General features: G+C 71.1%; 16 protein-coding genes and 1 pseudogene. 4 read left to right on the forward strand and 13 right to left on the reverse strand.

Features of this window, described 5'->3' with window-relative positions; translation table 11 throughout:
- Nucleotides 1-95: 95 nt before the first annotated feature.
- Together ACIRVF_RS28715 and ACIRVF_RS28720 are read right to left on the reverse strand one after the other, a co-directional pair.
- Nucleotides 96-278, reverse strand: a complete 183-nt coding sequence (locus ACIRVF_RS28715; protein ID WP_402823955.1) for a helix-turn-helix domain-containing protein — start codon at nt 276-278, stop codon at nt 96-98.
- A 3-nt stretch (nt 279-281) separates the two neighbouring features.
- Entirely contained in the window at nt 282-665 is a 384-nt protein-coding gene (locus ACIRVF_RS28720) for a hypothetical protein (RefSeq protein WP_402823850.1), read from the reverse strand.
- Nucleotides 666-1,227: 562 nt separating this feature from the next.
- Here ACIRVF_RS28720 and ACIRVF_RS28725 point away from each other — a divergent pair.
- Nucleotides 1,228-3,933: a beta-L-arabinofuranosidase domain-containing protein gene (locus ACIRVF_RS28725; RefSeq protein ID WP_402823853.1), complete on the forward strand. Its 2,706-nt coding sequence runs from the start codon at nt 1,228-1,230 to the stop codon at nt 3,931-3,933.
- Nucleotides 3,934-4,551: 618 nt separating this feature from the next.
- On the opposite strand, the gene ACIRVF_RS28730 is transcribed toward ACIRVF_RS28725, so the two are convergent.
- The 4 genes from ACIRVF_RS28730 to abc-f all read right to left on the reverse strand — a co-directional run bounded on the left by ACIRVF_RS28730 (nt 4,552) and on the right by abc-f (nt 9,869).
- Complete coding sequence (locus tag ACIRVF_RS28730) at nt 4,552-5,847, reverse strand: ATP-grasp domain-containing protein (RefSeq protein ID WP_402823856.1); 1,296 nt, start codon at nt 5,845-5,847, stop codon at nt 4,552-4,554.
- Between the two features lie 11 nt (nt 5,848-5,858).
- Entirely contained in the window at nt 5,859-7,034 is a 1,176-nt protein-coding gene (locus tag ACIRVF_RS28735; protein WP_402823859.1) for a hypothetical protein, read from the reverse strand.
- Nucleotides 7,035-7,151: 117 nt separating this feature from the next.
- Nucleotides 7,152-7,991: an oxidoreductase gene (locus ACIRVF_RS28740; protein WP_402823862.1), complete on the reverse strand. Its 840-nt coding sequence runs from the start codon at nt 7,989-7,991 to the stop codon at nt 7,152-7,154.
- 243 nt (nt 7,992-8,234) lie between these two features.
- Nucleotides 8,235-9,869 (reverse strand): ribosomal protection-like ABC-F family protein, encoded by a 1,635-nt coding sequence (gene abc-f / locus ACIRVF_RS28745; RefSeq protein WP_402823958.1) that lies wholly within the window; start codon nt 9,867-9,869, stop codon nt 8,235-8,237.
- Between the two features lie 1,030 nt (nt 9,870-10,899).
- Here abc-f and ACIRVF_RS28750 point away from each other — a divergent pair.
- A complete protein-coding gene (locus tag ACIRVF_RS28750) occupies nt 10,900-13,617 on the forward strand; it encodes an AAA family ATPase (protein ID WP_402823865.1) in 2,718 nt (905 codons plus the stop codon).
- Between the two features lie 92 nt (nt 13,618-13,709).
- Here ACIRVF_RS28750 and ACIRVF_RS28755 read toward each other — a convergent pair.
- The 3 genes and pseudogenes from ACIRVF_RS28755 to ACIRVF_RS28765 all read right to left on the reverse strand — a co-directional run.
- Nucleotides 13,710-13,949, reverse strand: a pseudogene (locus ACIRVF_RS28755) (LuxR C-terminal-related transcriptional regulator); the annotation flags it as partial.
- A gap of 52 nt (nt 13,950-14,001) precedes the next feature.
- Complete coding sequence (locus ACIRVF_RS28760) at nt 14,002-14,436, reverse strand: nuclear transport factor 2 family protein (protein ID WP_402823868.1); 435 nt, start codon at nt 14,434-14,436, stop codon at nt 14,002-14,004.
- A gap of 141 nt (nt 14,437-14,577) precedes the next feature.
- Nucleotides 14,578-15,408: an alpha/beta fold hydrolase gene (locus ACIRVF_RS28765; protein ID WP_402823871.1), complete on the reverse strand. Its 831-nt coding sequence runs from the start codon at nt 15,406-15,408 to the stop codon at nt 14,578-14,580.
- A gap of 213 nt (nt 15,409-15,621) precedes the next feature.
- Between ACIRVF_RS28765 and ACIRVF_RS28770 the strand changes: the two genes are divergently transcribed.
- The gene (locus ACIRVF_RS28770) at nt 15,622-17,250 is read left to right on the forward strand and encodes a tannase/feruloyl esterase family alpha/beta hydrolase (RefSeq protein ID WP_402823874.1); all 1,629 of its coding nucleotides are present in this window, start codon (nt 15,622-15,624) and stop codon (nt 17,248-17,250) included.
- Nucleotides 17,251-17,746: 496 nt separating this feature from the next.
- On the opposite strand, the gene ACIRVF_RS28775 is transcribed toward ACIRVF_RS28770, so the two are convergent.
- On the reverse strand, nt 17,747-17,947 hold the full coding sequence (locus tag ACIRVF_RS28775; protein WP_402823877.1) for a hypothetical protein: 201 nt from the start codon (nt 17,945-17,947) through the stop codon (nt 17,747-17,749).
- Nucleotides 17,948-17,981: 34 nt separating this feature from the next.
- Entirely contained in the window at nt 17,982-19,049 is a 1,068-nt protein-coding gene (locus tag ACIRVF_RS28780; RefSeq protein WP_402823880.1) for an alpha/beta fold hydrolase, read from the reverse strand.
- Between the two features lie 231 nt (nt 19,050-19,280).
- Here ACIRVF_RS28780 and ACIRVF_RS28785 point away from each other — a divergent pair, with 231 nt between their 5' ends.
- Nucleotides 19,281-20,096 carry an alpha/beta hydrolase gene (locus ACIRVF_RS28785; RefSeq protein WP_402823882.1) on the forward strand — a complete coding sequence of 272 codons (816 nt, stop codon included), beginning with the start codon at nt 19,281-19,283 and terminating at the stop codon, nt 20,094-20,096.
- 9 nt (nt 20,097-20,105) lie between these two features.
- On the opposite strand, the gene ACIRVF_RS28790 is transcribed toward ACIRVF_RS28785, so the two are convergent.
- Both ACIRVF_RS28790 and ACIRVF_RS28795 read right to left on the reverse strand, forming a co-directional pair.
- Complete coding sequence (locus ACIRVF_RS28790) at nt 20,106-22,967, reverse strand: AAA family ATPase (RefSeq protein WP_402823885.1); 2,862 nt, start codon at nt 22,965-22,967, stop codon at nt 20,106-20,108.
- A 5-nt stretch (nt 22,968-22,972) separates the two neighbouring features.
- Nucleotides 22,973-23,299 carry a hypothetical protein gene (locus tag ACIRVF_RS28795; RefSeq protein ID WP_402823888.1) on the reverse strand — a complete coding sequence of 109 codons (327 nt, stop codon included), beginning with the start codon at nt 23,297-23,299 and terminating at the stop codon, nt 22,973-22,975.
- Nucleotides 23,300-23,642 lie beyond the last annotated feature (343 nt).

The raw sequence follows: 23,642 nt of genomic DNA on the forward strand, positions 1-23,642 counted from the left end.
GCCCATCCGCCGCCGACGGAACCCCCGGCGCCCGACGGCCGGGGTCTGCGGGAGACAACGTCGGAGGACCGAGCCCCGCTCAGGACGGAACGAGGTCAGCCGTTCTCGGCCGGGACCGCCGACTTCCGGTAGGTGTCCGGAGTGTGGCCCGTCCAGCGCTGGAAGGCGCGGCGCAGGGCACGCGGGTCGGCGTAGCCGAGGCGGGCGGCGATGGACTGGGCGGGCAGGCGGGTGTCGCGCAGCAGGCGGGCGGCCTGTTCGTGGCGGACGGCGTCGATCTCCTAGCGCCAGGTGGTGCCTTGGTCGCTCAGCCGGCGCCGGAGGGTGCGGGGGCTCACCGCGAGGCGGCAGGCGACGCGTTCCAGGGAGAGCAGGTCGTCGGCGAGCGCCTCGGCCAGGACGGTGCGGAAGGTGTCGCGCCAGCCGGGGGCGGGCCGGGCCGCCGCGAGGCCCATCTCCACGTAGCGGCGCATGATGCGGGCGAACTCCGGTTCGGCGGAGGGAATTTCGCGTGCGGCGTCGAGCAGGACGATCGAGTTGGTGGGCTGGTCGAAGACGATGCCGGCGCGCCGAAGGCGTCGACCCGGGGGGCGGTGGTGCCACGGCGCCGGGTGGGCGAAGGCCACCCGGACCGGGCCGCCTGACGCGGTGCCGGCGGCCCGCATCCGCTGCAGGAGCGTGGCCAGGGCGCACGCTGATCTCCCGGTCGACGCCCTCCTGGAAGGACAGCCCGTTGTAGTCCGGCGCTTTCGCGCTCTGCACCGGTCGGGCGCGATGACCGTTTCGGAGAGCGCCTGCGAGACCGGGCTGAACCGGTCCCAACGGGTCCGGTCCGGCCGGCGCGTGAACGTGGCTGACGGACTCAACACCCGAACATTCAAGGTTGGTGCTGAAGCCGTGCGGACGCGCGCGGCGCTCGCCGTCGTGGAGGTCTTCCGAGACCGGTCGTCAACGCTCACCAGCCGTCGAGATGCCGTCAAAGCCGGGGACGGACTCGCTGTGTCGCGCCGTCGAACCCCTGGACGAGACCGAGAGCCGGGGGTTATAAACGTGACACTTGCCGGAAGTCGGACCTGCCGCACTCCGAGCCCGGCGACCCTTCGGCACCATCGTCATCATGCGCCATCCTCACCCCTGTAGGTCGGCGGCTGCCCGAAATCGCAATTGTTAGCGCTAACAATGCCGGCGCTGATCCCCTCCCCCCACCCGGAAGGAACAGATCCCGCGATGTCGTCACCTGCCCTGAACCGCCGCAGCCTGCTCAAGGCGACCGGTGTGCTGGCCCTCGCGCCCGCCATCGGCCTCGGCCTCGCCCCGACGGCGGCGGAGGCTGCGGAGGTCGTCGGCTCGTCGACCCGGCCGTTCGGCCTCGGCCAGGTCCTGCTGACCGCCGGCCGGTTCCACGACAACCAGGACCGGACCCTGGCGTACCTGCGTTTCGTGGACGTCGACCGGTTGCTGTACAACTTCCGCGCGAACCACGGCCTGTCCACCAACGCCGCGACCGCGCCCGGAGGTTGGGACGCGCCGTCGTTCCCCTTCCGCACCCACGTGCAAGGGCACTTCCTCAGCGCGTGGGCGCAGGCGTACGCGGGAACGGGGGACACCGTCTGCCGTGACAAGGCCGCCTACATGGTGGCGGAGCTGGCCAAGTGCCAAGCCAACAACGCCGCGGCCGGGTTCTCCGCCGGCTACCTGTCGGGCTTCCCCGAGGGCGACTTCGCCAAGCTGGAGTCCGGCTCGCTCACGGCCGGTGTCCCCTACTACTGTGTCCACAAGACCATGGCCGGCCTGCTCGACGTGTGGCGCCTGCTGGGCAACACCCAGGCCCGGGACGTCCTGCTGGCCATGGCCGGCTGGGTCGACCAGCGCACCGGCCGGCTCACCCGGAGCCAGATGCAGGCGCTCATGGGCACCGAGTTCGGCGGCATGAACGCGGTCCTCGCCGACCTCAGCCTGGAGACCGGGGACAGCCGCTGGCTGACGGTCGCCCAACGCTTCGACCACGCGGCCGTGTTCGACCCGCTGGCGGCCGGCCAGGACCAGCTGAACGGCCTGCACGCCAATACCCAGGTGCCGAAGTGGATCGGTGCCGTCCGCGAGTACCGGGCCACCGGGACGACGCGCTACCACGACATCGCCACGAACGCCTGGACCTTCTGCACCACCGCACACAGCTACGCCATCGGCGGCAACAGTCAGGCCGAGCACTTCCGCGCCCCCAACGCGATCGCCTCCCAGCTGACCAACGACAACTGCGAGCTCTGCAACTCGTACAACATGCTCAAACTCACCCGCGAACTATGGCAGTTGGATCCCACCAATGCCGCGTACTTCGACTTCTACGAGCGAGCCCAGCTCAACCACGTCGTCGGCGCGCAGAACCCGGCCGACCCGCACGGGCACGTCACCTACTTCACCCCGCTGAAGGCCGGCGGCCGCCGGGGCGTGGGACCGGCCTGGGGCGGAGGAACCTGGAGCACCGACTACGACTCCTTCTGGTGCTGCCAGGGCACCGGCATGGAGTCCAACACCAAGCTGGCGGACTCCGTCTACTTCCACGACGGCACCACGCTGATCGTGAACCTCTTCGTGCCCACCGTCCTCACCTGGGCCGAGCGCGGCCTCACGATCACCCAGACCACCACGTACCCCGCGGAGGACACCACCACGCTCAAGGTGACCGGCAGCACCGGCGACACCTGGTCGATGCGCATCCGCATCCCGGGCTGGACGTCCGGCGCCACCGTGAGTGTCAACGGCACGGTGCAGAACATCGCCACCACGCCCGGCAGTTACGCCACCCTGACGCGTGCCTGGGCCTCCGGCGACACGGTGACCGTCAAGCTGCCGATGCAGGTCACCCTCCGGGCCGCCAACGACAACCCGGACGTCGCCGCGGTCACCTACGGCCCGGTCGTGCTGGCCGGCGACTTCGGCAGCACCGCGCTGTCCGCGCTTCCGGTCATCGACCCGAAGTCGATCACCCGCAGCGGCACCACGGGCCTCGCTTTCACCGCGACCGCCAACGGCTCGACCGTGAACCTCGGACCGTTCCACGACGCGCAGGGCTTCAACTACTCCGTCTACTGGAACACCAAGAGCGCCACCGGATTCCGTCTGCTCAACGAGGGCAGCGGGCTGGTCCTCGGCGTGCAGAACATGTCCACCGCGGACGGCGGGCTCGCCCTCCAGTGGGGCGACACCGGCACCACCGACCACGACTGGAGCCTGGTGGCCGACGGCAGCGCGCTGCGCCTGCGCAACGTCAACAGCGGCAAGGTGCTGGGCGTGACGAGCATGTCGACCGCCGACGGCGCCTCGGTGCTCCAGTGGTCGGACAACGGCACCGCCGACCACCGGTGGACCGTCGTGGCGACGGCCGGCGGCTCGCACGGCCTGCAGAACGTCAACAGCGGCAAGCTGCTCGGCATCGCCGGTGCCTCCACGTCCCAGGGCGCCTTCGCCGTTCAGGTCGCGGACACCAGCTCGGCCACCAGCCGCTGGTGGTTCGTCCCGACCGGCACCCGGCGCATCCGGAACGTGGGCAGCGGGCTGCTGCTCGGCGTGCAGACCATGTCGACCGCCGACGGCGGCCTGGTGATCCAGTGGGGCGACAACGGCACCGCGGACCACCTGTGGACCGCGGTGGTCGACTCCGGGGGCTACCTGCGGTTCAGGAACTCCAACAGCGGCAAGGTGCTCGCCGTGGACAACGGCGGCACGGCCAACGGCGCCCGGATCGTCCAGTGGACCGACAACGGTGCCGCGGACCACCGCTGGCGCCTGCGCCACGGCGGCGGCGACACCTTCCGCATCGAGTCCGCCGGCGGCCGTGTCCTCGGCGTCGACGGGGCCTCCACCTCGCAGGGCGCCCAGATCGTGCTGTGGGACGACAACGGCAGCTCCGACCACCTGTGGCAGTTCATCTGACGATCGGCCGACCGGGTCGCGTTGCCATCGGCGTGCGATCTCAGGTCGCGCGGCGGCGGGTACTGGTCCTCGCTCACACTTCCCCGAGAGGAACGCCCGGGTAGGCCAGGCGATCGGTGTCCACTGCCCGCTCGGAGATGATGAGTTCGCGGATCGGGTCTCATAGCGGCCCTGGAGGAGGCCGCGCGCGAGCAGGAGACCGCCGGGCGGGGGTGAGCCGCGGGAACAGAACGGACAGGACGAGCGCGGACGCATCCGACGGCGGCGCCGGCGACTGCGGGCCCCTTCGGCGATTCCTTGTCCGTCCGACCTTGCACGCCCGCCTCGCGCGCGCGGAGGGGGAACCGGTCGGCGGTCATGGCGATTTTCGGTGGAGGCAGCCGCAATCACCATCACCTCGGAAGGGGACAACGGCTCCGATCTGGCGGTCCATCAGACGCAGCGATATCGGGCCCTGCTGTTGTCTTTGGACAGGTCCCACGCCGGACCGCACGCCCGTTCAGAGGCTGACTACGGACCAGCCGTCGCGCGTCCGCGCTTTGAGGTGGGGGTTCGCGCGACCCTCGTGGACGGCGAGCGCGAGCGGGTGCTCGGCGCGCGCGGCTGCGACGAAGGCGGTCATCGCGGCGTGCCGGCCGGTGGCAAGGAAGGCGGCCGGCGACAGGCCATATCGGCGGCCGGGGTGATCTCGTACATCCCGTGGCCGTCCAGGTAGCGCACCGTGTTGAGGTCGCGCTGCAGGACGGCGTCCCCCGGGTGGCCGAGCGTCAGGGTGGCCGGGTATTCGCGGTCGTAGGTCGTCGCGGTGATCGCGTCGCCGGGCCTCACCAGCACGGTGAGGGAGCGGAAGCTCGCCAACTGCTTGAGCCGGTCCAGCGCGCGGTAGCCGCGCAGCCGTCCCGAAGCCGGAGCGACCAGCGCCGCCCAGGCGAACGCGTGCCGCCGCTGGTAGGGCCGGCCCGCCCGGGCGCGGAACCGCTCGGGCCGGACGTAGGCGTCGACGGTCCACTCCAGCTGGCCCTCGCCCAGGACGTCGGCCGTGTAGTAGGGCAGCCCCGAAACGCGGGCGCCCGCCTCGACCAGCCGCGGGCCGTCCGGGGTCAGCTTGATCTCCAGGTGCGCCGCGCCGTACCGGATGCCGAGGGCGTCCAGCACCCGGCGGCCGTAGTCGAAGAGCTCGCCGACCGGCTGTTCGCCGGAGCGCAGCAGCACCTGCGCGGTCACCAAGTCCCGAACCCCGTTGGCCTCGATCCGCTCGGTGCGCCAGGCGTCGGTCAGCTGGTGCACACCCGCGCAACTGACCGTGTTCACGATGTACTCGGCGCCCACCAGGTACTCCTGGGCGACGACCTCGGTGATCGGCTCGCCCAGCACCGTACGGCGGCCGCGCAGCCTGCGCAGCGCGGCGACCGAGTCCTGCGGCAGATCGCAGAACGACACGCCGTCACCCCAGTAGCCCCGCAGGGGCTTGACGACCACGGTCCCACCCGCTTTCTCGTGCCAGGCCAGCAGTTCGGCTTCGTCACCGGTTCGCAGCTGCCGCATGCCGGGGACCCCCTGAGCCTTGACCGTTTCGATCTGCACGTACTTGTCGCGCCGCGCGCTGCTCAGGGCCGTGCCGTTGGAGGCCAGTCCCAGCCGCTCGGAGAGGGCGTCGGCGAGCTCCACCCCGGTCTCTCGACCGGCCAGGACCGCGACCGGCCCCAGGGCGGCGAGCTGTGCGGTCAGGGCGTCCAAGTCGTCGTCGTGGAGCAGCACATGAGCGAAGGCCCGGTCGTCCACCGGATCGACTCCAACTGGAGGGGCGGGCGTGCTCCGGACCTGGATCACCTCGCCGCCCACCGCGCCGAACGCGCCGGTGAACCCGAAGGACGTGCCGAACGCGTCGACGACCGCGACACGGAATGCTGACATCGGTTGCCTGCCTACTGGTTGGCCGGAGCGGAGTCGGGGTGGGTGAGATCGGCGCGGAGCGCGAGGAGCCGGTACACCGCATTGGTGAGGACGTGCCGGACGCTGAACCCCGACGTGCCGGGGTCCAGGCCGTCCAGGATGTCGCGTTCGCCGCCCTGCTCGCGGATGTCGCGACGGGTCAGCCCGGCCCGCTCCGGGAACGCCTCGGGGAGCGCGTGCCGGGTGACGCCCAGGTGCGCCATCCGGAAGTCCACGAACTTGTCGATCACCCTGACCAACCGGTCGCGGCCCGTAGGGTCGAGCACCAGCCGTCCGTCCCGCAGCCGCTGGGTCACGTTCGCCCCGCGGATGGAGTCGCCGCGCCACCGCGCGATGACGGGCCGGGACCACGAGGGGAAGTACGACATCGACTGGTCCAGGAAGATGCCGTACCCCTTCGACGGCGGCAGCAGGGCCAGTTCGAGGAGGTGGACACTGGGCATGAACGCGCCGCTCGCGCCGCGCGGGCCGCCGGGATGGCCCATGTGGTAGGGGCGGAACCGGTTGAACGCCTGCTGTGACAGCCTGCGGTACCTGGCCATGTACCGCGTGAACTCCGCAAGGGACTCGACGACGTCGTCCAGGACCGCGGCCGGTCGTGCTGTGGCCGCCGGGTGGACCAGCGAGCGCAGGCCGTAGGCGGCCGATTTGGCCCATGGTTCGGAGAGGTGGTGGCCGAGGTAGAAGTCCCGTTCGAGAGCGGCGTCCCGGCCTGCGGAGAACACCCGGATGTCCCCGCTGCGCTGGTACTCCTCGCAGTTGACGTCGATCAGGAGTTCATAGCTCAGATGGGGATCCAGTGCGGGGAACCTGCTGCACTGGGCGGATATCAGCTCGGCCAGGGCGGAGGGTGCGGCCTGTGGCCCCGCGGGCGCGTAACCGCTGAGCAGGATGAGCAGATCGAGCTGGAGGAGGCGCGCGGTCCGCTCGTCGTCCTCGGAGAGGCACTGCGGAATGACGTTTCGGAGCATCTGCTCCTGTGAGTCAGCGAGTTGATGGTACGTCATGCACCGTGCGGCGAGGTCGCCGAGGGCAGCGGGAAGGCTGTGCAGGACGTAGTCGCGCAGCGGTGAGCCGGAGCGACCGGGGGCGGGAGAGGTGTGCTGGCGGGGGTGTGCGACACCCTCGAAGAGTTGGCTGCTGTTCACGTCTGCTCCTTGTCGGCCGCCGCGACGGGCCACGACGTCACTGGGGGTTTGTTCGGAGGCCCGGCTGCCGGCCGGGGCCCGTACCGGCGGCGTCGAGGCTGCTGGGGCATTGGTGGCTCACTGCCCCGCCGGGAAGTCGGCGGCGGCGCTCGCCCCGGCCCATTTCCGCGTCTCCTCTGCGCGCGCCTCACCGGCGGCCAGGGCTGCGGTCACGGCCTGGGCGCCGAGCAGAAGCCGGCGTGGCGGGTCGTCGTGGCTGATGGCGTCGATGATCACTTGGGCGGCGCGGGCCGGGTCGCCGGGCTGCGTGCCGTTGTTCTCCCGCCGGTACCGGTTCATGACGCCGACGGTCTCCTCGTAGTCGGGCCCCACCGGGTGCAGCTCCATGGACGAGCCCTGCCAGTCCGTCCGGAAGGCTCCGGGCTCGACGATGACCACCTTCACTCCGAACGGTCCTGCCTCACCGGCCAGTACCTCGGAGAAGCCCTCGACGGCGAACTTCGCGCTCTGGTAGGCACCCATGCCCGGGGTGCCGCCGACCCGGCCGCCCAGGGACGAGAACTGCACGAACACTCCCGACCGCTGCTCGCGCAGCACCGGCAGCGCGGCCCGGGTGACGTTGACGACGCCGAAGAAGTTCGCCTCGAACTGCTCGCGGAAGTCCTTCTCCGTCATCTCCTCGATCGGGCCGCTGTTGGCGTATCCCGCGTTGTTCACCACCACGTCCAGTCGCCCGAAGGCCGTGACCGCGCTGTCCACCGCGGCACGGGCCGCAGCCGCGTCGGTCACGTCCAAGGCCGTGGTGCGGACCCGCGCCCCGTGGCGGGAGACCAGGTTCGCCAGTTGTTCCGGCCGCCGAGCCGTCGCCAGGACCTGTTCTCCGCGCTCCAGGACCGCTTCGGTCAGGTGCCGCCCGAAGCCCCGGGACGCGCCGGTGATCAACCACGTGCGAGTCATGTCAAGCCCCCTGTGCTCTGTCGTGAGACCTATCGGTCATCACTGTCACGTGCGGTGCATCCGTCGCACATCAGTCATATGACGCTCGGTCCGCGATGGCTGCCAGGTCAGGGGTGACCGAACCCGTGCAGCTCGGCCAGCCCCGCTGTTCGCGGGAACGGGTCCGGGTCGCCGTAGGGCCTCTACTGGGCCTTGTAGCCGCCGTCGACGTTGAGGATCTCGATCGAGGCACACGTCGGCGGCTCACACCGCGGGGGCCGCAGCCTCCTTCAGCGTGCCGTCGGCCAGCCGGAGCCAGCGGTTCACCTCGATCTCGGCGAGGAAGCGCTCGTCGTGACTGACGACCAGGAGGGCGCCCTGGTAGGAGTTCAGGGCGCTCTCCAGCTGCCCCGCACTGACCAGGTCGAGGTTGTTGGTCGGCTCGTCGAGCAGCAGCAGGTGCGGGGCCGGCTCCGCGCACAGCACGCAGGCCAGGGTGGCGCGCAGCCGCTCGCCGCCGGAGAGCACCCCGACCGGCAGGTGGGCTCGGGCGCCGCGGAACAGGAAGCGGGCAAGCAGGTTCATCCGCTCCGTCTCGGGCCGTTCGGGGGCGAACGCAGCGAAGTTCTCCGCCACGGTGCGGTCGAGGTCCAGCAGGTCCAGGCGCTGCGAGAGGTAGGCGATCCGCCCGTCGTTGCGCTTGATCTCCCCGCCGTCCGGGCTGAGTTCGCCGGCGACCAGGCGCAGCAGGGTGCTCTTCCCGGCGCCGTTGGGACCGCTCAGGGCGATCCGCTCGGGGCCGCGGATGCTCAGGTCCACGCCGCCGTCGGCGAACACCGGCCGGCCGGCGTGGCGCACCTGGAGGCCCTCGCCGAGGAAGAGGTTGCGCCCGGCGGGCACCTGGGTGTCGGGCAGCTCCAGGGAGAGGCGCTGCTCCTCGCGCAGGGCGCGACCGGCTTCGTCGAGCCGGGCCTTGGCCTCGCTGATCCGGGCGGCGTGCATCTGCCCGGCTCGGCCCGCGGACTCCTGGGCGCCGCGCTTCATGTTGCCGGCGAAGATGCGGGGCAGCCCTGCGTTCTTGAGGTTGCGGGCGGCGTTGCTCTGGCGGCGCTCGGCGCGTTCGCGGGCCTGTTGCATCTCCCGCTTCTCCCGCTTCAGCTCCTGTTCGGCGTTGCGGACGTTCTTCTCGGCGACCTCCTGCTCGGCCCGGACGGCCTCCTCGTAGGCGGTGAAGTTTCCGCCGTAGAAGCGCAGTTCGCCATTGCCGAGTTCGGCGATGGACTGCATCCGGTCCAGCAGCGCGCGGTCGTGGCTGACCAGCAGGAGGCAGCCGTTGAAGTCCGCCAGCACGTCGTAGAGCTTGTGCCGGGCCTGGGCGTCGAGGTTGTTGGTCGGTTCGTCGAGCAGCAGTACGTCGGGGCGCTTGAGCAGTTGGGCGGCGAGGCCGAGGGAGACGATCTGGCCGCCGCTGAGCGTGCTGAGGCTGCGGTCCAGGGTGAGGTCGGTCAGGCCGAGACGGTCGAGCTGGGCGCGGGTGCGCTCCTCGATGTCCCAGTCGTCGCCGATGGTGATGAAGTGGCGCTCGTCGACGTCCCCGGACTCCACGGCGTCGATGGCGCGGATGATTCCGGCGATGTCGAGCACCTCGGCGACGGTGAGGTCGGAGCTCAGGGGCAGGCTCTGGCGAAGGTGTCCGAGCCTTCCGACGACCTTCACCGATCCGGTGGCGGGCTTGAGTTCACCGGCGATCAGCTTGAGCAGGGTGCTCTTTCCGGAGCCGTTGGGGGCGACCAGGCCGGTACGGCCGGTGGGGATGGTGAAGGACAGGTCGTGGAAGACCGGGGTGTCATCGGACCAGGCGAAGGAGACGTTGGAGCAGACGACGGCAGCGTCGGACACGGAGATGACCTCGAAGAAGAGTGAGGGCATGAGGGTAGACCTCTGCCCTGGGAAGGCGCGGGAAAAGGGGCACGACGAAACGGGCCACCTCGGCGGCGCTGCTGACGCACCGGCCGGTGGCCGTCAGATCCGGATCTCACCCGGAGATGTCGTCGTCACCCGCCACGTCTGCCACTCCTCGATCACACGACTACAGGTCACATCGACTGTAGCAGCGATCGCGTGTCGCCGCGGGTCGGGCAGGTGTGCCTCGGTGGCTTTCGATCGAGAACTGTCGTTCGCTGCAACCGGTTTCGCCGTGCGACAGCTGTGGCCCTGATCCTTCGTCCTGTGGCGGATTCCCGCATCGGTCATCTGACGGCCGAAGTCTTCGGGGAAGGTACGGGGGCGACGAGGGGAAGGTGAGAACCGCGCGGCGAGCAAGTCGGCGCCGAGCGGGTGGCCTTGCCAGGGACCGTCGGGTGGCGGTCCCGGGCGGAGGCTGCTGGTGGCCGACGGGGTCGAGGTTGTGAGCGGGGCCAGGCCTGGCCTGGGCGTTGACTGAAACCTGGCTGTTCAGCCATAGCGTCAGCAGCCCGCTGTCCGACAGCGCCCGCGCGGTCGCCGGCAGCGCCCTCCGGAGCTGGGCGTCGCTGCCCAGGGCGACCCAGTGCCGGGGCACGGGCGACGTCACGGTGGTGTAGATGGCTTCGGAGGCCTTCTGCGGGCCGCCGAGGAACACCTCCGGCGTGAGGCGGTCCAGTTGCTCCGGCCGCCGAGCCGTCGCCAGGACCTGGTCTTCGCTCTCCAGAACCGCTTCGGTCGGGCGCCCCCGAAGCCCCGGGACCCGCCGGTGATCAACCATGTGCGAGTCATGCCGAGCCCGCTCGCTCTGTTCTGAGACCCATCGGTCATCACTGTCACTTGCGATCCGTCCAGCGTGCACCAGTCATCCGGAGCTAAGTCAGCGACGGTGGCCAGGGGAGAGGGAACCTCTGCTGTTCGTAGGATGGGTGAAGCTCCTCCGGGAGGAACTCGTCCCGGAGGTGACATGCCACAACACGCGAAACACCAGTTGCTCGGGCGGAAGCGGGAGTTGGAGGCGCTGGACCGCCTGCTGCGCGAGGTGCGCGAAGGGCACAGTCGGGTGCTGGTTCTGCGCGGTGAGGCCGGCGTGGGCAAGTCGGCGCTGCTCGACCATCTGGCCGGGCAGGCGGCGCAGATGCAGGTCGTACGCGCGGTCGGTGTCGAAGCCGAGTCGGAGTTCGCGTATTCGGCCTTGCAACGGCTGTGCGCTCCGCTTATGGCGCAGCTGGATCGACTCCCGTCGGTGCAGCAGGACGCGCTGCGTGTCGCGTTCGGCCTGAGCGCGGGGAACCCGCCCGAGATGCTGCTGGTCGGGATGGCGGTCCTCGGTCTCTTCGCCGAGGCGGCGGCCCGGACCCCGCTGGTATGCCTGGTCGACGACGTGCAGTGGCTGGACCTGATGTCCCGGCGGATCCTGGCGTTCGTCGGGCGTCGGCTGGACGCCGAGTCGGTGGCGTTGGTGTTCGCCGAGCGGATCACCGACGGGAAGAAGGAGGATGAGGGCTTTTCCGGCCTGCCGGAACTTCCCGTGCGCGGGCTGGCCGACGTCGACGCCCGGGTGCTGCTCGACAGCGTGCTGCCGGGGCCGGTCGACGCTCGCGTGCGGGACCGGATCGTCGCCGAGACCGGTGGGAATCCGCTCGCCCTGCTGGAGTTGCCCCGGGGCCTGTCACCGGTGGAGTTGGCGTTCGGGTTCGGAGGGCCCGGCGCCGGGGCGGTGGCGACCCGGGTCGAGGACGGATTCCGTCGGCGCGTCGATGCGTTGCCGGCCGACGCCCGGGCCCTGTTGCTGGTCGCGGCGGTTGAACCGGTCGGTGACGGGCCGCTGTTGTGGGATGCTCTGCGTCTGCTGGGCATCGGGCTGGAGGCCGCCGCAGTGGCTGAGGCCGCAGGCCTGATCACCCTGGGAGCCTCGGTGCGGTTCCGGCACCCGCTGGTGCGTTCGGCCGCCTGGCGTGGCGCGGATGCCGCCACGCTGCGCGCGGCTCACCGCGTCCTGGCCGAGGCCATTGACGCCCGGCGCGACCCCGACCGGCGGGCCTGGCACCAGGCTCACGCCGCGGTCGGGCCGGACGAGGAGGTCGCCGCCGCGCTGGAGCGCTCCGCCGACCGGGCTCTGGCACGCGGCGGCCGGGCGGCCGCCGCCTCCTTCCTGGAACGTGCCGCCGCGCTCACTCCCGACCCGAAGGGGCGGGCGCGGCGTGCGCTGGCGGCCGCGGACGCCCACCTCGCCGCGGGCGTGCCGGCTCGGGTCCCCGACCTGCTCGCCGCCGCCGAGCTGGGGCCGCTGGACCGGCTGCAGCAGGCCAACGCCAGCCGGCTGCGGGCCAAGGTGTCGTCCATGACCGACTCGGGGCCGGGCGCGGTGCAGCCGCTGCTCGATGCGGCGGGCCGGCTCAGGGACCTCGACCCGGCCCTCGCACGGAAGACCTACCTCGACGCGTTCGGCGCGGCCATTCGGGCCGGCCGGCGCGACGAAGGCGGACTGCGGCGAGTCGCCGACGCCGCTCGCGACCTGACACCCGGCGACGAGCCGGCGGGAGTCTTCCTTCGTGCCCTGGTCGTGTGGACCACGGACGGGCCGGTCGCTGCCTTCCCGCTGCTGGCGCGGGCGCTGCGCTCCCTCACCGACGAGGAGGACCCGTCCGTCCTGTGGGCGGCCGCGAACGCCGCCGCGGAGTTGGGCGATCTCCAGGCCTGGCTGGACGTCACCGATCGGGCGGCCCGCTTCGCCCGGACGACGGGAACGCTGTCGATTCTCTCGATGGTGCTGCCCTACCGGGCGGCCGCGCTGGGCTTTGCGGGGCGTTTCTCGGAAGCCGGGGACCTGCTGGCCGAGGCCGCGGCCGTTGAGAAGGCCACCGGTGTGGTTCCGCGTATGACGGCCCTGATCGGCGCGTATCGGGGACGGGAGCGGCCGGCCCTGGAACTGATCGAGGCGATGGAGCGGGACGGTGAGCAGCCCGCCCTGGGACGGCTCACCGGCATGGCGGCGTGTGTGCGGGCCGTGCTCCACAACGGCCTGGGCAACTATCCGCTCGCCATGGAGGCGGCACTGCGAAGCACGGAGTACCAGGACCTCAACGTGCATTTCTGGGCGAGCAGCGAGCTGGTCGAGGCCGCGACCCGGGCCGGCCACCCGGCGGTGGCGGCCCGAGCGCGCGAGCGGCTGGCCGACTGGGCTCTTGCCGGCACGCCCTGGGCCCTGGGTGCGCGAGCGATCGCCGACGCTCTGACCGGAGCATCCGAGCAGGCAGAAGACCGCTATCGCGAGGCCGTCGACCACTTCGGCCGGGGCGGGCTCGGCGTGTTCGAGGTCCGGGCCCGGCTGCTGTTCGGGGAGTGGCTGCGCCGCCAGAACCGGCGCGCGCAGGCCCGTACCGAGCTGCGGGCGGCGTACGAGGCGGCCGCGGAAACGGGTATGGAGGCGTTCGCGGAGCGGGCTCGGCGAGAGCTGGGCGCCACCGGTGAGACTGTCCGCAAGCGGACCGTCGGCGCGCCGGTCCTGACCCCGCAGGAGGCGCAGATCGCCCGCCTCGCGGCCGCCGGGCACGCTAACGCGGAGATCGGCGCGCAGTTGTTCCTCAGCCCTCGCACGGTCGAGTGGCACCTGCGCAAGGTCTTCGCCAAGCTGGGGATCTCCTCCCGTCGCGAGATCGACGGTGCTCTGTCCGAGCGGTGATCGCCGTTGTCCGGCGGATCGGTGGGACGACTACGGCAGCACGGTGCGCAACTCCTGCCGTGAGCTGATGCGAGTTCGGGGAACACCTTGCGCAGGTGCCACTCGACGGGAGGGGCGCTGAGGAAGAGCTCGGCTCCGATCTCCGCGTTCGACCGGCCGTCCCGTGTGCGCCTGGCGATCCGGCTCTCCCGTTCCGTCCGCTCGACCGTCCGGTGCAGGGCAGCCGGCGACATCGCTGCCCCGAATTCGGCGAGTTCAAGGCGCGTACGTTCGGCGAACGCTTCGGCGTCGATCTCCACGAGCATGCCGTGCGCCGCGCTCAGCTGCGCCATCGTCGCCGACGACGGTGAAGTGGTGCTCGGCGTCGGGTCGCCTGAGGGACTGTCAGGTTCGCAAGTGGTGGGTCACGTTTCCCACGAGATCGACGTGCACGCGTCGTTCGGTGAAGTGCCACCGCTGTCCGCGGTATTCGAACCGGTCCTGGTACCGGCCTGCGGCGATCGGTTGCAGAGGCAGATCGGGCAGCGCCTGCAGCACGGTGAAGTACGACCGGGCGGTCGCGTGCGTGGAACCAGCCGCGATGTCGATGACGGTGCTGGTCGTGAGGTGCTTGGTCCGCGGCGTTCCGTCATCGTAGGTGATGAGTGTGTCCTGGAGCATCGCCTCGACGGCCTCTCGGCCGCGGACCGGTGCCCCGCTGCCCACGAACAGGGCATCTGCCAGCAGCGCGCCGACCGCGCCGAAGTCTCCGCTGTCGACGTGCACGACGTAGGCGGCGATCAGGTTCTCGATGGCGCGGTGACTTGATGAGACATCCATGATGGATCGGCGACCTGTCCTTTCCTGTTGTTCGAAGTCAGCCGTCAGCAGGCGCAGAGGATGCGCCGGGGGGACTGGGGGCGCCCTCCCGGCGTGGAGAGGGCGCCGTGCATGGACTGGAGTCTGAGTCTGATGGGCCGGTCAGTGGGTGGCGCGGGCCGCCTTCTTGATGACGTCGGCCACCAGGTCGGGGTGGGACATCGCGACGGAGTGTGATGCGGCGACCTCGGTGGTGTGGGCGTGAGCGCGTTCGGCCATGAACCGTTGTGCGGCGGCTGGGATGTTGAGGTCTCCGGTGGTGACGATGTCCCAGCTGGGGACGGTCTGCCAGGCGGCGGCAGTGGCCTTCTCCTCCAGTGCGGCCTGGGCGATGGGCCGCTGCGTCACGGCTGCAAGCGCGGCCCGGTCGGTCGGGACGTCGGCGGCGAACTGGGCCCGGAACTTGTCCTGCTGGATGTACAGGTCGGTGCCGGTGCTGCCGTCGGCGAACGAGTAAGGCACCGGGTCCAGCGTGCCGGACAGGGTCGAACCGGGGAACCGGTTGGTCAGCTGCAGCGCGGACTCGCCCGGTGCGGGCAGGAACGCGGCGACGTAGACGAGGGCCTTGACCCGCGGCTCACCGACGGCGGCCTCACTGATGACCGAGCCGCCGTAGGAGTGGCCGGCCAGGACGACGGGGCCCTTGATGTGGCCGACGAGGCTGCGCAGCGCGGCGGCGTCGGAGGCCGGGCCGCGCAGCGGGTTGGCGGCGGCCACCACCGGGTAACCGTCGCGGCGCAGCTTGGCGATGACGCCGTCCCAGCTGGAGCCGTCGGCGAACGCGCCGTGCTCCAGGACGATGGTCGGCTTCGCGGCCCGGTCGGCCGAGTCCTGGGTCGCGGCGTTCGCGGTGCCGACGGCGGCGAACGCGCCGATGACGGCGGCGGCACCGGCGACGAATCGGCGCAGGCGGCTGTTCTCAATGCTGAACATGGTGACGCTCCAAGGGCTTTGAACAGTGCGACGGATCCAGCGGTGCTCACTGTTGCCCTCGGCCCGTTCCCGGCGCATCGGTCATGTGACGTCACGCTTCCGGCCCTTCCGGACCTCCGATCCGCCGCGCCGACTGGGCGTCAGGTGACTGATGTGCCGTCACCGGAGCGGCGGCCACAGTAATGGCGCCATCCCCGATTCCGAGGAGAGATCATGAAAAGACGGTTCCTGACCATCGTTGCGGCGAGTGTCCCCCTGGTCACCGCCGCGGCCGTCTCCACACCGGTGAGCGCGTCGGCGGACCTCGCCGCCACCGGCCCCTTGTCCTTCACCTGCGCCCCGTCCGCGCTGCCGGCCCCGGCGGGTACCGCGGTGGAGTCCGTTACCGCGGCCGATGTGCCGGCCGGCACCTTCCAGGTGCCCGGAGCCCCGCCGCTCGGCGGCTTCCCGGTGCCCGACGTCCCGGCGCACTGCGAGGTGACGGTCACGCTGACCCACCCCGGCTCGAACGACCACGCCAAGGTGAACGTCTGGCTGCCGCAGACCGGCTGGAACGGCCGCTTCCAGGCGGTCGGCGGTGTCGCCTACGCCGCCGGGGACAACGGCGCCGGGCTCGCCGCGGCCGTCAAGCAGGGCTACGCCGCCGCCACGACCGACGCCGGCGTCGGCGGAGCCCTGGACACCAGCTGGGCGCTGGACGCCTCCGGACACGTCAACACCGCGCTCCTGGACAACTTCGCCTCCCGCTCCGCGCACGAGATGGCGCTGGTCGGCAAGCAGGTCGTGGCCGACGTCTACGGCAAGGCGGCGTCCTACTCCTACTGGAACGGCTGCTCCACCGGCGGCCGCCAGGGCTACATGGAGGCCCAGCGGTACCCGAAGGACTTCAACGGCATCAACGCCGCGGCGCCGGGCATCAACTGGAACCAGTTCGAGGTCGCCACCCTGTGGCCGCAGGTCGTGATGAACGAGGCGCACGCCTACCCGACCGGGTGCGAGTTCGACGCTTTCAACCAGGCCGCCCTCAAGGCCTGCGACAAGCTCGACGGCGTCGTCGACGGCCTGATCAGCGATCCGCAACGGTGTGACTTCGACCCGCGCCGCCTGGTCGGCACGCGGATCGAGTGCGACGGCAAGCAGGTCACCATCACCGAGGCGGACGCCGACGTGGTCCGCAAGATCTGGGACGGCCCGCGCGATGTGAACGGCAAGCGGCTCTGGTACGGCCTGCCGGTCGGCGCCGACTTCCGCTACCTGGCGGACAGCAAGACCGACGCGAACGGCGTCACCACGGGCTCGCCGTTCCTCGTGCCGGCCGTGTGGGTCGCCACCTTCGTGGAGAAGCAGCCCGCGTTCAACACCGCGAACCTCACCTACGCGCAGTTCGACGAGATCTTCCGCAAGGCCCGCGCCGAGTACGACCCGGTCATCGGCACGCGCGACGCCGACCTCTCCGCGTTCCGCAACGCCGGAGGCAAGCTGATCACCTGGCACGGCGACGCCGACCAGCTGATCCCCACCGCGGGTACGGTCGACTACCGCGAGCGCGTGGACGAGAAGATGGGCGGCACGAGGAAGGTCGACGACTTCTACCGGCTCTTCCTGGCTCCGGGTGTCTCGCACTGCGGCCTGGACGGCGGCAAGGTCGACGACCTGGCGTCGCTGACCGCCTGGGTCGAGCAGGGCAAGGCACCGGCGGTGCTGCACGCCACCCTGACCACCGCCACCGGCCGGACCGTCGCGCGCGACGTGTGCCGCTATCCGATGGTCTCCCGCTACGCCGGCCACGGCGACCCGAGCGTCGCGAGCAGCTTCCGCTGCGTCCAGGCCTCGCGGGACTGACCTCCCCTAGGCCCGAACACGGACTGCTGAAGAGAAGAGGAGAGAGTCGTGACCACATTGACGGTGGTGTCGAACTCGGCGTCGTGAACGCACAGGTCAACGGACGCCCGACTACCTGTCAGTGCCGGACGGACCGGAGCAGCGCGTCACGGTGTTCAACGGGGCCGTGAGCACACTGGTCGACCTCGGCCTCGGCGTGGCGGGTTCCACTCACAGGGTGAGCGCTGTTGGCCGGTGGGCTGTCCACTGTCGCGGGCGTCTTCTGCGACATCCAGGCGGCGGGCCGCAAGCCCTTGATGGATGTGCTGTCCGTCTACGCCACCGGCGGCGGGATCTTCTTCATCGTCCATGCCGGCTTGCCGGCTTGGAAGGCGCGCCGGGGTGTGGCCTCAGCCGGCCTGAGGCCCTGGGCCGGCAAGTTCGGGCCCGTCCCCCGGTGCGGGGGCGGACCCGAATGCCTTGTTGCCAGTGCCGCGTCATGCCTGACCTGCTGGGCTCAGAGGCCCGGATCCGCCGCCAGGCAGGAGAACCTGACCGCTAGCGCGTCGGGGTCATAGGCGTCCACGGCCTGATATGCCGGCAGCACCGCCTTCCCCTCGACCATGTCCTCGAAGGGGACACGCTCCGGGAGCGCGCCGAATCGGGCCTTGCGGATTTCCGCCGCCTGTTCGTGCGCGCTGGGACCGGCATCACTCACGTCCGTACCTCCGTGTGGTCGACACGCTTGTGGGTCACAGATGGTCGGCGTCCACCACGGCCTGGGCGAACGCCGTCGGCGCCTCCTGCGGCGCATTGTGGCCGATACCGGTGAGCACGCGGTGCTCGTATCGGCCGGTGAAGAACTTCCGGTACCCGGTGCCGTCGGTCGTGGCCAGGAACGGGTCGAGGGCGGGGTCCAGGGCGATGGTCGGCACGGTGATGGCCGGCCGGGCCGCGAGCAGCTGCTCGTAGCGGTCGTAGCGGCGCTCGCCGTCGGCCAGCCCCAGACGCCAGCGGTAGTTGTGGATCACGATGGCCGCGTAGTCGGGGTTCTCGAACGCCGCCGCGGTGCGCTCGAAGGTGGCGTCGTCGAACTTCCAGGTCGGGGAGACCTCCTCCCACACAAGCCGGCACAGGTCGTACCGGTTCTGCTTGGTCTCCATGGCGAGGCGGCCGCGGTCGGTGGCGAAGTAGTACTGGTACCACCAGGTGTGCTCGATCTTCGGTGGCAGCGGGTTCTTCTGCGAAGGGACGTTGACGATGAGGTAACCGCTCACCGCCACCAGGGCCTTGACCCGCTCCGGCCACAGCGCCGCGATGGTGCCGGCGGCCCGCGAGCCCCAGTCGAAGCCGGCCAGCACCGCCTTGTGGATCTCAAGGGCGTCCATCAGGGCGATGATGTCGAGGGCGATCGCGGACTGCTGCCCGGTGCGGACGGTCGTCGGAGACAGGAAGCTCGTGGTGCCGTGGCCTCGCAGGTACGGCACGATCACCCGGTAGCCGGCGTCCGCCAGCAGCGGCGCCACGTCGACGAAGCTGTGAATGTCGTAGGGCCAGCCGTGCAGGCAGATGACCACGGGTCCGTGCTTGGGTCCGGCCTCGGCGTAGCCGATGTCGAGCACGCCGGCCTGGACTCGCTTCAGGTCGGTGAACGTGGTGTGCGTGCCCGGGGCGATGGCCGGGACGCCCGGGGTCGTGTGGCCGGGCCGGTCGGAACCGGCCGCGAAGGCGGCGGGCGAGTTCGATGCCGCGCCGAGCGACACGGCCGTGGCGCTCACGCCGAGACCGACCGCCCTGGTGAAGGTACGCCTGTTGATCATGTCTGATCCTTCCTGGAGACTCGCTGGTGCCTCCACTCTTCTTCGGCCACCGGCACGACACATCAGTCACATGACGTCGAGACGCACGAAGACGCTCGCAGGCGCACGAAGGACCTGCCGGGCCGCCACATTCAGTCATCCGACTGTTTCCGCCGTGCTTCCGCTTGGTGATCCTCGAAGGAGCGCCGCGGTGCCGGCGGATCGTCGTGTGTGCAATCGGAAGGTCTGGCCGTGAAGCAAACCCCCGTCGTCCTCATCCACGGTGCTTGGTTCCACATGTCCTCCTGGGCGGGCTGGGCCGAACGGTTCTCCTCACACGGTTACGCGGTGTGCGTCCCGGGCTGGCCCGGCGAAGCTCCCACCGCCGACCGGGCCCGCCGCGATCCCGGTCCGCTGCTCGACCTCGGGCTCGCCACGCTCACGGCCCACTACGAGAAGATCGTGCGTGCCTTCGACAACCCGCCGGTCCTCATCGGGCATTCAGTCGGTGGCCTCATCGCCCAGCAGCTCCTTGGCGCCGACCTCGGCCGCGCCGCCGTCGCCCTCGCGCCGCTGCCGGCCGGCGGTGTACCGCTGGACCACGGCCGGCCCCGGCCGTGGTCGCTGCTGTCGGCCGGCTCGAACCCGCACCCGTGCTTCGAGCCGCTGCCGAGGACCCGGTTCCGACACGTCGTCGCCAACGCGGTCGGTGAGGAGGAGGCCGCGAAGCTCTTCGACCGGTACGTCGTCCCGGCCCCGCTCCGGCTGCTCTCAGACCTCGGACTCGATCGCACCGCCGCCGGGCCGGCCGACATCGTCGTGGACACGGCCATTTCGGCGCGCGGACCACTCCTGCTCGTGTCCGGCCAGGAGGACCGGATGGTCCCGGACGCCGTGACACGCTCGGTCTACAAGCTCTACGGCGACTCCTCCGCCGTGACCGATCTGAAGCAGTTCGCCGATCGGGGGCACTCCCTGGTGTTCGACAGCGGCTGGCGCTCGGTCGCCGACCACGTCCTCGCCTGGCTGGCCGCCAACGGCGTCGAGGCCGTGGCCGCGCGGAACTGAGCGCGGGCATCAGACCTGCGAAACCTCCTCGGTCCGGCTCAGCGCGTCGCGCAGCGCCGCCCGGGCCGTGATGCCCAGCTTGGGGAAGATGCGGTACAGGTGCGAGCTGACGGTACGCGGCGACAGGTGCATCCGCTCGCCGATCTCCTTGTTCGTCAGGCCGCCGGCGGCCAGGTCGGCGATCCGGCGTTCCTGCCAGGTCAGCGAGGCCAGGTTCAGCGTCGAGGCGCGGGCCGGGGTCCCGGTGGCGCGCAGTTCGGCCCGGGCTCGGTCGGTCCAGCCGGCCGCGCCCAGCCGCTCGAACGCCTCAGCCGCCGGGACCAGGTACTGCCGCGCTGTCGCCCGGCCCTGGACGTGGCGCACCCGGATGCCGTGCGCCAGCCGGATCCGGGCCAGCTCGAACGGGAAGCGGGCGGCGTCCGGGTGGGATTCGGCCTGTGTGAACATCTCGGCGGCCTCCCGCTCGCTTTCGGCGGTCATCGCCAGGGCGCCGTAGGTGATCAGCTCCAGGCGGGGTGACAGGAGCGGCAGACCGGCGTCGCGGGCGGCGACGGCGTGCGCCCGGGCCTGCTCGACGCGGCCGGTGTGCTGGGCGGCCTCGACGAGATCGAGCAGGGTACGCGAGGCCTGATACGCGTAGGGCCGGAACGTGCCCGGCTGCGTGATGCCGATGGCGTAGAGGTACGCGGCCTCGTAGTCGCCGGAGCTCAGCGCAGCGGTCGCGCCGGCGGAATCGGCGACCTGGGTCAGGAACCCCAGTCCGCGCGGGCGGGCCCAGGCGTCCACCTCGGCCTGCAGGTCCCGCGCCCGCCCGACCTGTCCGCGCAGCGCCGCCAGCTGGGCGAGGTACGCGCGGCTCTGGACGGCGAACAGATTGTGGCCGTGCTCGGCCGCCAGGTCCAGGCCGCGCTGTCCGGTGTCCTCCGCCTCGGCCCATTCGCCGATCGCCATCTGGTCGAGCATGATCAGGTGAAGCATGACCATGCCAGTGGCCACCGCCCCGGTCTCCAGCTCGCGGTCCACGATGCGTTGAAGGTGCGGACGGTATTGGCTCAGGATGTCGAGGTGGTACGCGGACGCGCCCAACCGCGTGACGTCCCAGGGTTCCAGATCCGGCAGGTTCGCGGCGGCCTGTCGCACCGGCCCGGCCCAGCCGGCCCCGTGCCTGGTCACATCGCTCCACGTGCCGCTGTAGAGCCGCGAGCGTTCGGTGACCAGGCATCCCATGGAGGCGAGGAGTTCGTGCGTGCTCTCCCAGGCCGTGCGGTCCCCGCTGTACTGACTGATCGCCAGGAGAAGGATCACCAGCCGGGTGAGGACCTCCTCAGGTTCGGCTCCGCCGACAGTCGACACAGTGGCTCCGCCGACAGTCGACGCAGTGGCTCCGCCGACAGTCGACGCAGTGGCTCCGCGGACAGTCGACACAGCGGCCGGCCCGCCGTCCCGCAGCTTCTCGATCGCGGCCGAGACCTGTCGGTGGGTGGAGCGGACGTCCCCGTCCTGGTAGAGCGCCTGGTAAGCGGACGCCAGCACCGAGGCCGGCGACTGCGTCGATCCGGATGCGAGGTCCGCCTGGACCAGCCGGTGTGCCTGGCCGAGGCGGGCGGCGTGACCGGCGACGAAGGCCGCGTCGGCCAGTCGCCGGGACCGGTCGGTGTGGTTCTCGCTGAGCTCGGCGGCCCGGGTCAGCCAGGCCATGGCCGCCAGCGCGCCGCCGCGCCGGGTCGCCGACTCGGCCGCCGCCTCCAGGATGTCGGCCACGTCCTCGTCCGGATCGACCGTTGCCGCTGCCAGGTGCGTCGCCCGGCGTTCGAGGTTCTCACGATGAACCTGTGCCAGCGCCAGATGCGCGGCGCGGCGCTGGTTGGGAGTAGCCATCCGCACGACGGCGGAACGCACGAGCGGGTGGCGGAAGACGAAATCGCCGGTGGCCACCTCGACGTCCAGCAGCCCGGCGGCCACTGCCGCGTCGGCGTCGCGCATGCCGTAGCGAGTGCCGGGGAGGGCGTCGGCGCCGCTCGGGGTCCCGGCGCCGTCGAGCGCGCCCATCAGCAGCTCGGCCCGCACCCGCTCTTCGAGGGCTGCGATGCGGGTGCCGAACACCCGTTGCAGCCGCCGGGGCAACGGCACGCCGTGCTGACCGATGAGGTCCTCGGCCGGGAGGTCGCTTGACCGGCCGGCGAAGTGGGCGGGCAGCTCCAGCAAGGCCAGCGGGTTGCCCTGGGCCTGCTCCAGAACGATTCGTCGGACCTGTCGGTTCAGATCCGGGTACCGGTGGTCCAGCAGGCGGGCCGCGTCCTCGTCGGCGAGGGCGGCGATCGGCAGTTCGGGCAGTGCGGCGGTGTCGAAGCGCGACGTGAGGTCGGTGCGGACCGCGACCAGCAGCTTCACCGGGCTGCCGGCCAGGCGTCGGCCCACGAAGCCGCTGACGTCGGCGCTGGAGTCGTCCAGCCACTGCCCGTCGTCGAGGACCAGCAGCAGCGGCCGTTGTGCGGCGGAGTGCGCCAGCAGGCTGAGAACGGCGATGCCGAGCGTCATGACCGAGGGCGGATCGCCCTGCACTCCGCCGAACACGGCGTCGAACGCCGCCCGGGTCCCGTCGTCCAACCGCGCGACGTCGGCGAGCAGCGGATGAAGGAACTGATGCAGCCCGGCATAGGGCAGCGCGGACTCCGCCTCGACGCCGGCGGCCCGGATGACGACGTGGCCCTCCTGCTCCGCCAGTGCGGCGGCGTGGCTCAGCAGCGAACTCTTGCCGACCCCCGCCTCCCCCCGCAGGACGAGAGCCTGGCCCGTGGCGGACTTCACGAAGGCCACGAGCTCCGCCTGCTCGTCCTCGCGGCCCACCATCATCGTGGTGACGGACTTCATGCGCCCTATCCCTTCCTGATATCGCTCTCACCGCGCGGCAGCTCCAACAGCGCCAGCGGATTGCCACGTGCTTCGGCGACGATCACGTCCCGCACGTGGGGGTGCACCGGCCCGGGCAGCACCGAGTCCAGCAACGGCCGGGCGTCGTCGTCGCACAGCCCGTCCACCTGCAGTTCCGGCAGGCCGGCGAGGAGTCCGGCGCTGGTCGGTGCGAGGGCCGACACCGAGGTGGACACGGCGAGGACCAGCGCCACGGACGCGGCGTCCAGCCGTCGGGCGACGAACGCGAGGACGGCCGCGGAAATCCCGTCGATCCACTGCGCGTCGTCCACGACACAGACCAGCGGCCCGACAACGACGGCTTCGGCGAAAGCGACGCGGCCGAACCGGGTGGGGTCAGATGCACGACCCGGAAGCCACCGGGGCCGGAGAAGTCGACGTCCTCGCGGAACCCGATCCGCGTGGAGAAGTCCTCGGCCCGGTCCACGTCCGAAACCGGGACGGCCACGACCTCGATCTCGAAGTCCACCCTCGTCAGCTCCTTCGCCGAATCGGAAGCCGGTCGGCGTCCACCGATCACGATCCCGGGACTGCGGGCCCGTCGAGCCAGTGTCGAACCCTGGCCAGTACCCGGGCGGGGGCGACCAGTGTCCGGCACGGGCTCGACGGGGCACC

This window comes from Kitasatospora sp. NPDC101157, assembly GCF_044768255.1.
GTDB lineage: Bacteria > Actinomycetota > Actinomycetes > Streptomycetales > Streptomycetaceae > Kitasatospora.